Source organism: Enterobacter sp. I4 (assembly GCF_022669095.1).
GTDB lineage: Bacteria > Pseudomonadota > Gammaproteobacteria > Enterobacterales > Enterobacteriaceae > Enterobacter > Enterobacter pasteurii.
Genome location: NZ_JALBUO010000001.1, coordinates 1,874,463 through 1,890,043, shown reverse-complemented (window position 1 = coordinate 1,890,043; position 15,581 = coordinate 1,874,463). Strand labels below are relative to the sequence as shown.

General features: G+C 51.4%; 18 protein-coding genes. 7 read left to right on the top strand and 11 right to left on the bottom strand.

Translation table 11 applies throughout. From position 1 onward, the window contains the following. Nucleotides 1–7 precede the first annotated feature (7 nt). The 11 genes from sctS to MOQ06_RS08960 are packed head-to-tail and all read right to left on the bottom strand — an operon-like array spanning nt 8 to nt 10,847. Nucleotides 8–262 carry a type III secretion system export apparatus subunit SctS gene (gene sctS / locus MOQ06_RS09010; RefSeq protein WP_044243276.1) on the bottom strand — a complete coding sequence of 85 codons (255 nt, stop codon included), beginning with the start codon at nt 260–262 and terminating at the stop codon, nt 8–10. Then, nucleotides 259–930 carry an EscR/YscR/HrcR family type III secretion system export apparatus protein gene (locus MOQ06_RS09005; RefSeq protein ID WP_148419590.1) on the bottom strand — a complete coding sequence of 224 codons (672 nt, stop codon included), beginning with the start codon at nt 928–930 and terminating at the stop codon, nt 259–261. The genes sctS and MOQ06_RS09005 overlap by 4 nt, the downstream gene beginning before the upstream one ends. After that, entirely contained in the window at nt 920–1,846 is a 927-nt protein-coding gene (locus tag MOQ06_RS09000; RefSeq protein ID WP_242172480.1) for a FliM/FliN family flagellar motor switch protein, read from the bottom strand. Before MOQ06_RS09000 ends, MOQ06_RS09005 begins: the two co-directional genes overlap by 11 nt. Continuing rightward, nucleotides 1,843–2,847: a hypothetical protein gene (locus MOQ06_RS08995; protein WP_242172478.1), complete on the bottom strand. Its 1,005-nt coding sequence runs from the start codon at nt 2,845–2,847 to the stop codon at nt 1,843–1,845. Before MOQ06_RS08995 ends, MOQ06_RS09000 begins: the two co-directional genes overlap by 4 nt. Next, nucleotides 2,828–3,289 (bottom strand): type III secretion system protein, encoded by a 462-nt coding sequence (locus tag MOQ06_RS08990; RefSeq protein ID WP_148419587.1) that lies wholly within the window; start codon nt 3,287–3,289, stop codon nt 2,828–2,830. The genes MOQ06_RS08995 and MOQ06_RS08990 overlap by 20 nt, the downstream gene beginning before the upstream one ends. Further along, entirely contained in the window at nt 3,273–4,568 is a 1,296-nt protein-coding gene (gene sctN, locus MOQ06_RS08985; protein WP_242172476.1) for a type III secretion system ATPase SctN, read from the bottom strand. The genes MOQ06_RS08990 and sctN overlap by 17 nt, the downstream gene beginning before the upstream one ends. A 17-nt stretch (nt 4,569–4,585) precedes the next feature. Beyond that, complete coding sequence (locus tag MOQ06_RS08980) at nt 4,586–4,993, bottom strand: hypothetical protein (protein WP_148419585.1); 408 nt, start codon at nt 4,991–4,993, stop codon at nt 4,586–4,588. A gap of 11 nt (nt 4,994–5,004) precedes the next feature. Further along, the gene (locus MOQ06_RS08975) at nt 5,005–7,056 is read right to left on the bottom strand and encodes an EscV/YscV/HrcV family type III secretion system export apparatus protein (RefSeq protein WP_242172474.1); all 2,052 of its coding nucleotides are present in this window, start codon (nt 7,054–7,056) and stop codon (nt 5,005–5,007) included. Between the two features lie 44 nt (nt 7,057–7,100). Then, the gene (gene sctW / locus MOQ06_RS08970) at nt 7,101–8,219 is read right to left on the bottom strand and encodes a type III secretion system gatekeeper subunit SctW (RefSeq protein WP_148419583.1); all 1,119 of its coding nucleotides are present in this window, start codon (nt 8,217–8,219) and stop codon (nt 7,101–7,103) included. A gap of 11 nt (nt 8,220–8,230) precedes the next feature. After that, nucleotides 8,231–9,994 (bottom strand): type III secretion system outer membrane ring subunit SctC, encoded by a 1,764-nt coding sequence (gene sctC / locus MOQ06_RS08965; protein ID WP_347272545.1) that lies wholly within the window; start codon nt 9,992–9,994, stop codon nt 8,231–8,233. After that, entirely contained in the window at nt 9,987–10,847 is an 861-nt protein-coding gene (locus tag MOQ06_RS08960) for a helix-turn-helix domain-containing protein (RefSeq protein WP_242172470.1), read from the bottom strand. Before MOQ06_RS08960 ends, sctC begins: the two co-directional genes overlap by 8 nt. A gap of 437 nt (nt 10,848–11,284) precedes the next feature. Between MOQ06_RS08960 and MOQ06_RS08955 the strand changes: the two genes are divergently transcribed. Genes MOQ06_RS08955 through MOQ06_RS08925 form a run of 7 tightly spaced genes read left to right on the top strand, consistent with a single transcriptional unit; the run spans nt 11,285 to nt 15,550 of the window. Further along, complete coding sequence (locus MOQ06_RS08955) at nt 11,285–12,562, top strand: PrgH/EprH family type III secretion apparatus protein (protein ID WP_242172468.1); 1,278 nt, start codon at nt 11,285–11,287, stop codon at nt 12,560–12,562. Next, nucleotides 12,555–12,821 carry a type III secretion system needle complex protein gene (locus tag MOQ06_RS08950; RefSeq protein WP_126765271.1) on the top strand — a complete coding sequence of 89 codons (267 nt, stop codon included), beginning with the start codon at nt 12,555–12,557 and terminating at the stop codon, nt 12,819–12,821. Before MOQ06_RS08955 ends, MOQ06_RS08950 begins: the two co-directional genes overlap by 8 nt. Before the next feature lie 50 nt (nt 12,822–12,871). Beyond that, nucleotides 12,872–13,195: a type III secretion system inner rod subunit SctI gene (sctI, locus tag MOQ06_RS08945; protein WP_112011574.1), complete on the top strand. Its 324-nt coding sequence runs from the start codon at nt 12,872–12,874 to the stop codon at nt 13,193–13,195. Then, complete coding sequence (sctJ, locus tag MOQ06_RS08940) at nt 13,195–13,962, top strand: type III secretion inner membrane ring lipoprotein SctJ (protein ID WP_176610102.1); 768 nt, start codon at nt 13,195–13,197, stop codon at nt 13,960–13,962. Before sctI ends, sctJ begins: the two co-directional genes overlap by 1 nt. Then, a complete protein-coding gene (locus MOQ06_RS08935) occupies nt 13,959–14,516 on the top strand; it encodes a type III secretion protein (RefSeq protein ID WP_242172466.1) in 558 nt (185 codons plus the stop codon). The genes sctJ and MOQ06_RS08935 overlap by 4 nt, the downstream gene beginning before the upstream one ends. Beyond that, nucleotides 14,497–15,189: a type III secretion protein gene (locus MOQ06_RS08930; protein WP_242172464.1), complete on the top strand. Its 693-nt coding sequence runs from the start codon at nt 14,497–14,499 to the stop codon at nt 15,187–15,189. The genes MOQ06_RS08935 and MOQ06_RS08930 overlap by 20 nt, the downstream gene beginning before the upstream one ends. Further along, entirely contained in the window at nt 15,176–15,550 is a 375-nt protein-coding gene (locus MOQ06_RS08925) for a type III secretion system protein (RefSeq protein ID WP_126765275.1), read from the top strand. The genes MOQ06_RS08930 and MOQ06_RS08925 overlap by 14 nt, the downstream gene beginning before the upstream one ends. The last annotated feature ends 31 nt before the right edge of the window (nt 15,551–15,581 follow it).

The window sequence follows — 15,581 nt, the reverse complement described above, 5'->3', positions numbered from 1 at the left end:
TTCCGTTTTAGCGAAAAGCCATATAAAAAGCCTGGTTAGCAAAGTTCATCATTTCTGCCGAGAACCATTCAATCAGCATAAAAATACTGGCGAAGACCGCCAGCATTTTCAGACCAAACGGCAGCGTCTGCTCCTGAATTTGCATAATGGTCTGGAATAAGCCAACAATAATGCCGACCACGGTTGCAAAGGCAATCGGTACCGCGGTCAGCTTCAGCACCACGATTAGCGCCGTATTTCCGATAAATAAAACGTTATTCATGATGTCATCAGATCGGCATATTGAGCGATCAGTCCTTTCGTTAATAAGGCCCAGCCATTCATCGACACAAACAGGATGAGTTTTATCGGAATTGAGATCGTCACCGGGCTCATCATCATCATTCCGAGCGCCAGCAGTATGCTGGAGACCACCATGTCAATCACGACAAACGGCACGTACAGATAAAATGCAATTTTGAACGCGCTCTGAATTTCGCTTAATGCATACGCGGGCATCAGCGTCATTAGCGAAAGCGTGCTCAGCTCATGATCCTCCACTTCCGGCGCCGGCTCGCCGCTGCGCTGCTGCTGGACCTTATTGAAGAAACGGATCAGGTCGTGGTCGGAGTAGCGCACCAGATAGTCACGGTAGCTTCCCAGCCCCTGCTCCATCAGCTGCGTAACCGATCCGCTGTTGTTAAAGTCAATATGATTCGATTCGATATAGTCGGAGATGCGCTGGCATACCGGCATCATCACAAAGGCGCTTAAAATCAGCGCCACGCCGTTTAACGTCAGGGTTGAGGGAACCTGCTGGATCCCCAGCGCATTACGCACCATGATCAGGACTATGGAAAACTTAATAAAACAGGTGCCCCCCGCAATAATAAAAGGCAGCAGGGTAAAGAACGACAGTAAAGCAATGAGGGAAATATCGTTACTCAACATCGGATGCGCCCATATTACCGATAAGCCCAGCGTTTACATGGTTCACTTCAACGGCAAGCGCGCCATTTTCCAGCGCCACCAGCTCACCGCGCGCAAAAAGCTTCTTATTCAGGTAAATCTTCATGTTTTTTTCCGCATCCTGCGGGAGAGCCAGCGCGGCACCGGGTCGGATATCCTCAAGTTCGGCCAGCGTCACTCTGCTGCCGTCCAGAACAAACTCAATCTCTATCGGCAGGCTGGCCCACTCGTACAGCGTTTCATCCTCATCGCGGTACTCTTCTTCATATTCAACATACTGTTCTTCCACAATAACCTCCTGATTCAGGGTAAAGCTCACTCGATAAATGCGGCGCGCGCCAACGGTCAGATACGCCTCGGGGCGCTTGATTAACAACAGGTCGCCTGGGGCTACGTCCATCAGCTGCGACAGGCTGAGCCGGCTGCATCCCAGGCTGAACTGAAGCGGGTACGGAACAAGCCAGGCCGGAATACCCGGGGTGCGGTATCGCTCAAGTGGATCTTCCGGCCAGTCCAGGCACCACAATGGACAGGGATCCGCGTGCAGCAGCAGCGCAGCGTGAGGTAGCTCAGCCACCGCTGGCGTAATCGACTCAACGGACCAGACCGTTTCGGCGAAATAAAAATTCAGCCCGAGCCTGGCCAACCAGCTCGCCAGATAGTCCACCGGCACCTCCTTCCACGGAATGGCGGGGAGATGGAGGTTCATTTGCCTAAGCCAGGCGTCGACGTCAAACCAGGCCTGCGTCTGGTCGTCGTTCTCATTACGCAGCCTCAGCGGCAGGTAGCGCGCATCCGGTGCCGGGTGCGAAATTTCACTGCCGGGAAGCCGGTTATGCAGCTGCAGCAGCTTCTGCTGTTCTTCACAACGCTTGCGTAAATGGTGGCGTAAACTCATTCTTGCTCCTCATCCTGCTGGGGCTGCTGCTCGCGCTTTTGCTGTTCGTGCCGCTCCTGCCTCGGCTGCAAAAGCTCCGGCGAATGCCCTGCCAGCGCGCCGAGATTGCGCGACAGCGCATCCGCCGCGCGCGCATCCGACGGCAGTAGCGTCATGTTGCCCTCCCGCAGGGCCTGCGCGGGAATGGTCACCTTCACCGAGTGGTCTCCCGACCAGCGCTGGAACGAATAATCCACTTCGAGCGTTTGCGCCTCTTTAGCTGACGGCGCTGCCGTCGCGGCGTTCACCTGGCTCTTTAGCTGCTGCAGGGTCGCCAGCACGGCCTTGGTTTGCCCCTGCCGTTCACTCTGTACGTTTGTTCTGAGATCTACCGCTTTGCCCGGCGCCAAAATAGGTCTCTCCTCGTTCAGCTCATCCTTGCGCTGGAGGCTGCTCTCAGAGTGACGGCTCGCGTCCTCACTCTTTGTCACGCGTGCGGTTAGCGGCTGAGAAATGACGGTCGTCTCTGCTCCCGCTGCCTCGACAGCAACCGGCTGTGAGATCGCCCTGGCATCCGCCTGCCTGACCGGAGCGATCGATGCGCGAGGTGGAGATACGCTCTCTTTCATCGAGTCAGCTGCGGCTACCGGCCTGTCAGCGGTGGATAGGGGCCTGTCGCCGGTGGCTAGCGGCTTAATCAGCGTCGCTTCAGTCCGGGCGGAAGCCGCCAGCATGACCTTATGGCGCTGACCCTCATCGCTGCGGCTCACCTGCCGTACAGGCTCGGGCACTGCCGCGGGGTTGGCCGCTTTATTCTCCTTTTGCTGCCACCCGCCGCCGGTGAGCGCCCCGTTGAGCACCTGTACCAGCATCTGCGCGGTAAGCGCCGCGGAAGACGGCTGTTCATCGAGCCGATTTTGCTTTTTCTTCTTATCCACCCATTCAAGCAAAACGCTGTCATCCGAAACGGAGCCGCTAGCGAGCGCGGTATTAACGTTAACCTTAGAAACTTTTTCGACCATATCCCGCCATCTCCTGGATTTCATTTTCAGCAGCGTTATCACGGCGGCGAATATAATCGCGGCGCAGTGGCTGCAAATAATAATTCAGTTTGTAATGCTTCTTATCCAGCCGGGTCATTGAGGCGCGCAGCTGTTCTTTATTTTGCTCAAGCTTCTGCTGTTCACTTTCCAGCTGATTTATCTTATGGAAGACATACTGCTGGTGCGTGAGTAACGCGCCCTGCTGCCTTATTCCTTTATAAATATCCGCCCGGCTCATAATCCCCGCGGGAGTAAGCATTTTTATTTGTTGATTGATATCCGAAAACTCCTGCTGATATTGCTGTATCTGCAAAATTACCTGGGCTAAGTTATTGTCGGTTTTAACGATATCCTGCTGTAACACCTGCTTCTTGCGCTCGAGCATGCCGACAAATTCGCGCCCTTTACGCCACGCTTCCATATAACGTCTCCAGACAAGCCTGCATGTCCGTTTTTTCAGTCATCCGTTGTTGCAGAAAAGCCTCCATCTGGTCTTTGCGATCGAAGGCGGCATCATTCTCCGTATTTTCACCGCGGCGATATTCCCCAAGGTCGAGATAGAGCTGCATATCCTTCTGGCGCACGAGGTACTCGCGAAAACGCGTCGCCAGAACCTGATGATCCTCGCTGGTCACCTGGGTAAAGACGCGGCTGATGCTTTGCATGACGTCGATGGCCGGATAATGCCCCTTGGCCGCCAGCTTTTTGCTGAGGTAAATATGGCCATCAAGAATTGACCTAACCTCATCGCCGATGACGTCTGACTCTTCCTCATTTTCAATCAGGACGGTATAAAACGCGGTTATCGAGCCTCTCAGAAAACGGCCTGGACGCTCCAGAAGCTTTGGCAGCGCCTCAAACACCGAGGCCGGGTACCCTCTTCGCGCCGGCAGCTCGCCCATACTCAGCGCGACGTCGCGCAAGGCGCGCGCGTAGCGGGTAATTGAATCCACGAACAGCAGAACGTTTTTGCCCTGTTCACTGAAAAATTCAGCTATCGTAGTGGCGATCTGCGCCGCGTTGCAGCGCTCCACGCAGGATCGATCGGACGTGGCATAAACCAGGATAACCTGCGAACGCCGGGAGGAGCGCTTAAGCTCCTCAACAAACTCCGTCACCTCGCGGCCACGCTCGCCGATCAGGCCAATAACGTAAATATCCGCTTCTGAATGTTCGATGATCATGCTCATCAGCGAGGTTTTGCCGCAGCCCGCGGCGGCGAAAATCCCCATACGCTGGCCCTGGCCGCAGGTCAGCAAACCGTCAATCGCGCGGACGCCGGTCGCCAGCGCGTCGGCGATCGGTTTACGCTGTGTGAAGTCTCGCGGCGCGCCGCAGGCATCAAGGCTTACGCCGCCCGTTAAGGGCGGCTGGACAATCTCATCCAGCCGCCCACGGATGGTTCCGGTTGCGTCAATGATGGCCCCGGCAATGTTTTCATGAACCTCGATACGAAACGGCTTACCGGTAGGTAGGAGCACATTGCTGCGGGAAAATCCTTGATTGTCATTAAGCAGGCTTAATAACGTATGTTCTTTGTTAAACCCAATAACCTGGGCAAAGCCCATAACCTGCGGTTCGAGCAGGGATTTCTGAATCTCACAGACCTCCCCAATACGCGTTCCCGGTAAATGTGCTTCAATAACATTCCCCTGAATACGCAGCGGGTGTGCGAGATGAACCAGACATTGCGCAACCATCGAATTAGCCTCCGGAGTTAAACGAGCACGGACCGGTAGTCCTGCAGGATGGTCAGGAAGTGGTCGAGCATCGGCAGAAACGCGTCAGGACTGGACATATGCTTCTCTTTTACCTGCGCACGAAGTTCCAGGTGGCCGTCGACCGGATACAGACAAGGCTGGCCAATATGGAAGAAATCTTCCTGGTGATTCATCATCAGCGGCAGCAGACTGGCGCTGCAGTAAGCCAGACTGGTGGGCGCATTTTCCATTACTTTCGCCCATACCCAAACTTCATCATTTTCCTCGCGGATATGAATAGTTGGGATGTCGTCTTTCATGGTCAGCGAAATTGTCGAATGGTTATTTAAATCACTGTCCAGAATATCGCTAATGCCTGCATCGTTTAGCAATCTGGACAGTAATTCGACGATATCGTATTTCATTCTTACCTCTGTTATTTCTCTAATGTACCAATTACATCAACATCCACACCGGAAGCGACGTCTCCATAAGAAAGCACTTCCATTTCTGGATAACTGCCTTCAATTATTTTCTTCACAAAACGACGTATATCTAATGACACCATTAAAATTATGTCGCGCGCGTTTACGCCATTACTGCGAATACAGTTTTCAAGACTCTGAATAATACTTTCCGTTTCTGGCGGAGCCAGATTAATAAAGGTACCGCCGGAAGTCTGACGAATACCGCCGCGAACCAGCCCTTCCATATCATGCGACATTACCAGCGTGCGAATCTGTCCATTAGCGGAAAAACGGTTGGAAATATAGCGCGATAAAACGCCGCGAACATGCTCAACCAGCATAATGGGGTCTTTTTCCTTCGGTGCCCATTGCACCAGCGCTTCAAGGATCAGTCGCATATTGCGAATTGAAATGCGCTCCTGCAGCAGCCGCTGGAATACTTCGGTGATGCGCTGCACGGTATTGTTGCGATAGCACTCCTTTAAAAGTTCGGGATATTTCTTTTCCAGGTCGTCCAGCAGCGTTTTGGCTTCCTGAATACCGAAGAACTCCGAAATATTGTGCACCAGCAGGGTAGATATGCAGGCATAACATTCATCCACCGCCGAGCGGGAATAGAATCCAAGCTCCAGCGCAGTCTGGCTATGTGATTCAGGGATCCAGTAGGCGACGCCCTGGGCGGTTTCCACGGCCTGCACGCTGTCGTCCATAACCTGTAGCTCTTCTCCGCGCAGCAGCACCTTGCACATTCCCGGCAGAATATCGTAGGCGGCAACTCGAATTTCGTTAATTGCCACGGTCAGCTTGCCGCGCTCGATGTGCTCGTCATAGTTCATGACTACTTCAGGCAGGCGGACACCGTACTCAATAAAGAAATTACGCTTCAGCAAAGAGCAAAGATTGTGTTCTTTAAAATACTCTTCATAGCCTTTCCACGCGGAAATAATCAGTGGAATGGTTTCAGGAATATATTCACCATCAATCATCACCGGCTTGCTTTTCAATACCGGCTGTTCATCCTCTTCTTCTGCCGGTGCAGCCGGTTTTTTGCCTCTTTTCTCGTCAATTTTATCCTTGATATAAATGCCTAACAAAACCGCCGCAAGCAGCAAAAATACGGGTAGCGGGAATCCCGGCAGCAGACCAAGCGCAATGGCCAGTACGGCGGTAACCAGCAGAATAAATTTATTGGAGAACATATCCTGGAGGATCCTTGCCCCCAGGTTGCTGTTTTCACTGTTATTCACGCGGGTCACGATCAGCCCGCCGCTTATCGAGATTAACAGCGCCGGGATCTGCGCCACCAGCGCATCGCCGATGGTCAACAGCGTAAAGACCGACATGGCGTGGGAGAGATCCATCCCGTGCTGCAGCACCCCGACGGAAATACCGCCGATAAGGTTCACGAAGATAATAATGATCCCGGCAATAGCGTCACCTTTAATGAACTTCATTGCCCCGTCGAGCGCACCGTACAGCTGGCTTTCTGCCTCAAGGTCGCTCCGGCGTCGCTTCACCTCTTTCTCATCGATAACACCGGCCTTCAGATCGGCATCAATGCTCATCTGCTTGCCCGGCATCGCGTCAAGCGAGAATCGCGCCGCTACCTCGGCAATACGCTCCGACCCCTTGGTGATCACGATAAACTGCACGATCGTCACGATGAAGAAGATCACGAAGCCAACCACCAGGTTATCGGCAATAACGAACTCACCAAAGCTGGCAATAATCTCACCGGCATCGGCATCGGTCAGCACCAGACGGCTGGTACTGATCGATATGGCCAGTCGGAAAATGGTCGTAATCAGCAGTATTGACGGGAATGTTGAAAACTCCAGCACCCGCGTAATATAGAACGAGCCAATGAAAATCAATAATGCCATGGTCAGGTTAAGACCGATAAGAAAGTCCACCAGGTACGTTGGCAATGGAATAATCAACATCACCACCACCATGACCATTATCGACAGAATAATGAGCTCTGGTCGGCTGCGAAGCTGCAGAATAAATTTTTCAATCATTTTATTTACGCATTAAGTTGGAGGCGATGGATAAACATCGGCAATTATTTATAGTGTTCGTTCCAGATACCCGTATTTTTCTCTTTTTCAGCCATTTTGCGTAATATCATGGACAAATGGTCCATTACAATTTCGCGATACATTAAGTCTGCAAAGAGAAATTCAGGCGTCAGGTTAAAAATATTGCGTAATGCCTGCATCACCGTCGCCCGCTGTTTGAGCAACAGCATGGACATAAACTCTTTACTGAATCGCTTAAGTACACTCTTAAATTCATCTGTATCTACCAGGCCCGTAATATACAGCGCGACAATATCGGCCTCTCCCGCCAGGATATGCTGATTTCGCATTTGCTCGCGAAACGCAAACTTCGCAAAGTTTTCATTCAGTAGCTTATCGAGCGTGTTTAATACGCGTGCGTCTGATAGCTTAGCGCTCAGCGGGCCGAACTCCGAAGAGTGCACCCCCGGCTCATTCGCCTTCATATCCGCGACCAGCGCCGCCAGGGTAAAGGCGAGCAGCCGGGTGCGGTTTTCATAGCCATATACATCAACCCAGTCTTTGTAGATAAAGCCCGCCGGCATATCCAGCTCCAGAAAGTTGAGGTAGCTGTTGCGCAGATCTTTAGCCGACAGCGGCCTGCCTTCGCTTTCCTGACTAAAACGCCTGGCCAGACGGCCAACGTTTATCCCGGACTGCATCTTTTTGCTGTCGCCGAACTTCTCCAGATCGGCAATCGCCTCTTTGATTTTCTTTTTCTGAAGCTCTGACAGCTGACGGCTCAGCAGCATTTCCCGCAGTGCCAGCATCAAATCACTGTCGTTAGGGAAAAGCTGGCGGGCAAAATTAATCAGCGTATTGACGTCGCGCAGTTTTGCCACCTGACGAATGAGCGTATCCAGCTTCTCATCAGCCTGGTCCTCAAGCATGGCGGAGACAAAATCATTATCCGTGCTGTCGTTTTTTCGCCCCATCTTGCTAAAACGTCCAAACGCGCTGAGGATGTCCGCCATCTCCTCAGCGGCATTGCTCAGCTCCTGCTGCAGGTTCAGGGGCTGTACTTCCTCTCCCCCATCCGCCATCAGCGTCCCAGAGTGACTCTGCGGCATCGGGGTATCGATGCGTTTAAAATCTATGCCGGGGACAGAACGAATATTAATCACGAGAGCAGCCCTTAATTATCTTTCATCGTTTCGCGCAACATGGAGACCGTCGATTTCAGAGTCACTTCGTTGCCCGTCCAGGTACGTCCCAGAACCGGGTTATTTTCCGTGCGTCCCTGCCAGGTTTCGCCGCTGGTCAGGAGGCCCGGCTGGATCAGGAACAGGCGCACCATCTTTTTGTGGCTGGTATAGCTGTAGTCAAACAGCTTGCCCACAAACGGGATATCGCGCAGCAGCGGGATCCCGAGGCTATGATACTCATCCTGATCGCGGCTATAGCCGCCGACCAGCAGGCTATAGCCGACCGGAACGCGCGCCTCGGTACTGATCTGGGTATTGTTAACCATCGGCAGGCTGTCGATGTTTTCCGTGGAGCCATCGGCGTTCAGCGGTAGTCCGCCGTCCTGAATATTGAGGATCATCTCAATTTCCTGCTGACGTTGAGCCAGACGCGGCAGCACGCTTATCATCGTGCCGTAGGTGATCTTCTCCAGCGACGAAGTGCGTTCGCCAATCAGCTTCGCGTAAAAGCTGCTGTTGTTATCAAATAGTGCCGGAACGTTTTCCTGGGTGAGGATCTCTGGGCGAGACACCACCTGCGCGCTGCCTTTCTTCGCCAGCGCAGAGACGTCCGCCAGGAAATGAAGGCTATTTTCCGGCGTCAGGGAGCTGGTATTGAACGTCACCCCGGTATTGCCCAGCTTCGCCGCGCCCTGCCAGCGAATGCCCAGCTCGTTGATATCGTCTTTTGAGATATCAATAATCCACAGAGAGAGCTGGATCTGCTGTTTAGGAATGTCGATAGCGTTCACCAAATCCTCAACGAAGCTTACCTGCCGCTCGGAGCCCTGAATCAGCAGGCTATTCGTGTCGGAATACCCCACGATATTGATCGTCTGCTGGCTGGGGATATCCCTGTCAACCGCCCCGCTCCTTGCCGCAGGTGCCGCGTTAAATGACGGCAGCGGCGGAAAGTTGCCTTTTTGCGTCGCAGACGCGGCTTCCAGCGCGCTACGCGTATCGTTATCAACGGTAATATTCGCGCCCGCCGGCGCTGAACGCCCTCCCTCGCGGCTGCTGGTATTGTTTAACAGCTGATTCAGCACCGTCGCTACGCCTGGCACGGTAATAGGAACATCCCGCTGGGTATAGTTACGGTCGTTCACGAAGGTATTTTTCAGCTTGATCACGCGGATTGTGGTCTCTCCGGTTCCCGGCCTCGCATAGGTGGCATCAATGTATTTTGCCGCGGCGGAGACAAGCTCGACGTAAACTGGCGGGCCCGAAACATAAAACGAGCCCGAGCGTCCGTCTGAACGCAGCGGGAATCGCGGATCGTACAGGCCCGACGACTGCAGGTAGGCGACCAGCCTGTCATAAGGTGCGTAGGCCAGGCGCACGACGCTGCTTTGTATTTCGCTGGTGTCGTAAATGTAGACCGAGCTGCCGTCGTCATACCAGATAAGACCGGTACGGGCGGCCACGGTATCAAGCACCGATTTAGGGTCATTGAGGTCAAAATTGCCGGATACCCGTTTTTTCGCCGCCTCGACGCTAACGATAAAAGGCTTATGGAGCGCGCCACCAACGACAAAAAAGAGCTGCTGAACGCTGTTGTTGCTCGCCACATAGGTATTTTCCGCCGTCGACTGAATGGACGTTGCGGGCGCTGAGGTAGTATTCAGCATATTTGCGCCTGCTGGCGCACAGGATATTACCGTCAGCAGGAGATAGGGCACTCTGCTATTCAGCGTTTTGCGAACAAACTTATTCATGAAGCAAACCTTCCAATTTTTTAAACTCCCTGGGGGTGATGCCAAATAGCGACTTTATTTCGCTGGAAAAATGCGAAGACGATGCGTAGCCATTGTCACCCGCAATGGTGGCAATGGACTGGTCATTCTCAATCAGCTGCAATGCGCTATTCGCCGCACGCCATAAGCGCAGCTGTTTTTTGGGGCCTCGTGTAAAGGCGTGGTGGCAAAGCTTTCTGAAATAGGACTCTGAAACGCCATAGATTCGACTGGCATTATAAATTTTGTGCGTTTCGCTCTCTTTATCTTCATTCATGACCTGCGACAGCAAAAAATGCGCAATCCAGTAACTCTCCACGTTACGCACAAAGGCAAAAAGGCTTTCCAGGCGTCGGTCTTGCGGATCTAATAACGATGAAATAAGCAACGCCATCAGCGATTTATTTTCATGTTCAACTCTTAATACCAGATGAGATGCGGTAAGCAGCATAACGTTTTCCTGCCCCTCGATACCCTCACCGCTGGCTTCCGGGCATTTAGTCTGATAGTCGAGAAAAGAAAATAACGTCGTCGCCTGAGACATAGACTTAACCTCGACAATCCATTCCCCAGAAAAACATAAGTGTATTTCACTCAGGGTGGCGATCATTACAGCATGACGGATAGTATCGAATGCCACTGCGCTCTCTTCCTCCGTTTGGTCGATGCCCAGTGACATAATAGAATGCTGATTAACCGGCCGCGCATATAAAATCGCTGAGTGACACTTGATATCTTTACAATCAATTTTGTGCGTTTTCCCTCTGAGAATATCATCAGACAGGAGCTGCTGAGATTTCTGCTCCAGATGGCGTTGTTTATGATTATTCATCATCGTTGCACCCTACATGAGTAAGTATGTCTATCAATACTAATGAATCAGATAAAAACAGTTGAACGAGCACGGGTTTTAAGAATTTCCGTAAACTTATCAGAAAATTCCGCACGGTCAATGGCGTAAAATAATATTAAATTTTTAATAAATTTTATTATAAAAACTTCAAAAAAAGATCAAGACTAATTGTTGCGGATTATTCCTGGCTTCCGTATATTCATTTTCCCGTAAGCATCTGTTGTAATGCAATGCAGTCGGGATACCAGTATGGATTCAAGTATTATTTATATTTTGATTTATCCAATAAGCTATTGACAGCAACTGGCCCTTATATTGAAACCGGTAGCAAAACAATTTAACGGTAGCAGATTAAATATACAATCTTAAGGATGCCAGCATCTGTTTGATTGTTTTTTTATATTGAATGGCTCTTTTCTATGAACAGCGACATGAATGAAATAACTGAAGCGATGCCTGTTGTGCCAGAGACAAAGAAAAGCTACACATTGAAGGTGCTGTTTGGCCCTATGTTTGGCTGTGAACTTAATCTGCCAGCAGATGACTATTTTATTATTATTAATCAGAGCATTGCTATCGATGACGCTGGCAGCGCAGCGATATCAAGCGGCGAGCATGCCGCAGCGTATACCCATAATACGCTCTATATACCTTGCGACCGCCCGTCGCCGAACCTCATTTTACGCCTCTCGGCCCCAGCAGAAGACGGAGAAGGCCCGGGCAGCTTTCGGGTAGAGGTTCAGGATGAGAATAACAGTTTCCCGACCATCGTTAATGAAAACGAAATATTTACCCGTGAACATATTCGTTTCGCCCTAAAGCGCACTGAAGATGAGTGGCCGGAAAGTATCCGTAATTTTGCGCTCCCCCCCAATGTTGATGCAGAATTCAACGGACAGGAGACCATTGCTGAGTTTAATGCTAAAAAGCACCATACGCTGATCGTTGGTGCTGCCATTCTGCTGATTTTAATCATTACTGCCGCCGTTATCTGGTATAAAAAACTGGAGAACGATCGTCAGGTATTAAATCTGAATGCGGCGCTCGCCGGCGCGCCCGCGGCTATCGATATTTATCGAGGCCGTGAGAATAGTACAATATATGTTCTGGCAAGCAAATATCAGGCCCTGGAGTGGGTAAAAGAAGCCTTATTCAAGCTAGGTGAAAATAATAACGTCGTTCCTGTATGGTTAGTTCAGCACCAGAAAGCCACAACCGAAGTGCTGATCAAGTCAGGCTATCCGGTAGTGCAGATCGATTACACCAAGCCTCAGCACCCTGTGATTATCCTCTGGCAGGATCTTTCTCCCATTCAGCAGGAGAAGTTAACGTCATTGGCACTGCAGAAAATTCCGTTTGCGCTTGATATCCAGGTATTTATAAAAAGCAAACAGCAGCTCCTGCAGGATGCACGCCAGGGCTTAGACCGCATGCACATTAATTATCGTCAAATAAACTCGTCAAGCGGCTACGCCTTAGTGATTCGCGATGCGCTTAGCGATAATGCTCTTTCGGCGTTGCAGCGATTTATAAATGATTTCAATCGTCAATGGGGAACACACATCATTAATTTTTCGATAAACCTCAATGAGAACTGGTTAGAGAATAAATCTTACCTTGACTCATCGAATGGTTATTTGTTTTTAAACCCTCGTCACTGGTACTTTCCATTAAAGCAAGGAGATATAAATGGCTGATACAAATCCTAGCCCGACCCCCACGAGCAACGGTTATTTTCTTGATGACGTCTCGGTCGCATTCGAGAACGGTGCGGCAGACATGATGAAGCAGCTTCAGGATGCCCAAACGGCTCTTGAAGCCGACCCATCCGATCCCGCCGTGCTGGCTAACTATCAGGCGAAGCTGCAGGAATATACGCTGTTCCGTAACGCCCAAACCAGTACGGTTAAAGCCTATAAGGATATTGGCGCAGCCATTATTCAGAACTTCCGTTAATTATAAGTGGTACGAATATTTTCGTACCCTTTCCTTTTATTGGAGATTTTATGAGTCAGCCAATCGAAGCATTATCCGCATTAACTCGCCTGAGCCCACACGGTATCAATCCGGAGGACAATACCTCAGTCACGGTACATGACCAGTATTTTAACAATCTGGTTGCCAGTACGTTTAATAAGATCAGCGACACCGACATGCAGTTCAAGAATGTGATTAATACGCTCAGCCAGTCGCCCCAGTTCACCAGCGACCCGCAAAAATTATTGATGCTGCAGAGCTATATTGGCGAGTACAGCAACTATGTCTCTCTGGTGAGTACGCTGGCTCGTAAGGGGGTTAGCACAATTGAAACCCTGGGAAAATCGCAATAATGAGCACTACATTTTTCCGCACCCTGGCGGTTGTCTTTTTTGCTTTTATGTTGAGCGCCTGTAATGACGAAAAGCTGCTATTCAATCTGACCCAGGAACAGGCCAATCAGGTGCTGGCCGTCCTGCAACAGCACAATATCTCTGCCAGTAAGGAAGGCACGCTCAAGGCGGGCTATACCGTTGCGGTAAACAAGTCCGAAAGTACCGCCGCGCTGTCAATCATCAACCAGTACCAGCTACCGTGGTCCGCTGATGTGCAGATAGCCCAGGCCTTTCCCGAAGGCGCGCTGGTCTCCTCCCCTAATGCCGAGCAGGCGCGCGTTCTCTCTCTTCAGGAGCAGAGGCTTGAGCAATCTTTGCGCATGATAGCGCAGGTCGTTAACGCGCGCGTTCACGTGAGCTATCCGGCGTTCAACAATGACAGCAGCAGAACGCCAACAGGCCACGTTGGGGTGATAATCACCTATAAAGGTGAAATTGACGATAACCTCTTCATCTCGCAGATTAAATCGCTAATTAAAAACAGTTTTGATGACGTGCGTTATGAAAATATCTCGGTTGTGCTGTTCCCGGCACCGCTGATCCAGTACGTCACGCCAACCAAAGTCCCTGACGCTCTGCCTGCCACCTGGATACTCATTCTCGTTGCGCTAGCGCTGTGCGGAGCGGTCACTTCTGGCTACATGCTTTACCGCGTCAGCCGCCGTCCTCCGGTTGAAAAAGAGCATAGCGCAGAGCCGCTCGCACCGGAGAACGCAGAACCATGAGAGCCGACGATCAGCACATGATGTCTATCCTGTATGCGCCGGCCGGGTATGCCCACATGAGCCATCTTCCGCAAGCGCTAGCCTATGGCGATATCGACTGCCCGACGCTGCGTAACCTGTGGCTTCTCCGTCAGGGTAAACTCAGCCATCTTCCGCCAGCGTGGCGGTCTGATAATAAAACGCTGTCGCAGATGCTGTCGTGCTGGCATCTGATTCCCGAAACGGCGCACCTGATCGGCGGCTATCTCATGCGAAATCATCTGCTTAAGCGCGGCGCGCTGATAATGTCCGATCCGCGGCTTCTGGCCTTTATTTCATTGCCAATGCCCCACGGCATTGCGCTCGATCCCGGCGGCCGGACCTCAATGGCAACTACCTCCTGCGGGCTGGCGTTTATTCTGAGCCAGTTCCCAGAATTACCTCAGGCGCTACGACAGCGCCTGCTGCTGCACTTCCCCGCGGGGATGTCTATTGAACCGCTGCCGGCGGGAAAAACGCTTAACCATATCAATCTACTCCGAATGGCCCTGACCTATGCGAACCATTACTACTGATACCTTACCTGAAGATATCGATAATCAGGTTGTGGTTAAGTCCGGTGAACGGACTCGCCATCAGCGAATGACCGTAGCGCTGGAACGAACCCTCAGCCGCTGCAGTGAAATTCACGCGGAATATGAACTACAGACCATCAGGCTACGAGAGAGCTGTGAAAAACAGGGCTTTGAAGCCGGTTTTCGCCTGTTCTTCGACCAGCTTGTGGCACTGATTGATGATTATCAGCGCCTGCAACGCCAGCACCAGATGCAGTTCCGCGAGCAGGTCGGTGATGCGCTTAAAGGCGCGCTGCACGACACGATGATCGTGAATCGAATTATTCATCATTTACAGGAAAAGTGCGGTCATCAGAAGGCGCTGCGGATCATCATCCCCACTGCCGTGAAGCTGCCGGAAGGCGCCGACGCCTCAAACTATCAGTTCACCGATGACAACCATATCACCGTGCAAAATGATATGGATGCCATCCGCTTTCCCAGTGAATCACTCTGTCGCCAATGGCTACATCATGCCGATGAAAAGGTTGCTCCCACCGAAGCGGTGATGTCCCATCTGGCCCCTGACGTGCTGCGAGATATCGCCAGTCAACTTATTGGCCTCAGTAACCAAATCCCCCTCACCTCCACTTATTCAGAACATCAACAGGAAGAGCACGATGAGTCAGATTAACCCGGTCTCCGCTGCGGCGCTTGCCGCATACTCCAGCGCATCAGATGAAGAAAACGCTACGGGCAGCAATTTTAACACTAAGGTGCTGGATTTTTTTAAACAAAACCAGCCTGAAGGTTCACTCAATGAGGTGCTCGCACAGCTTAAAAATCTGGCCGACCCGGGTGAAAAGATTTCAATGCAGCAGCTAAACTCGGCGATCCTCATTGCTGATGGCACCCTGCGCAAAGACCCGGAATATAAGACATATACCGACAGCACCCTCGACAGGATGACGACCCAGATGCTTGGCGTGAATATGTTTTACAACAACATGCTGTACAAAAGCTTCACCAAAACCGACGACGATACTTCCCTCTAATTCATTCAGCCCAGACCCGGCGTAGCGCCGG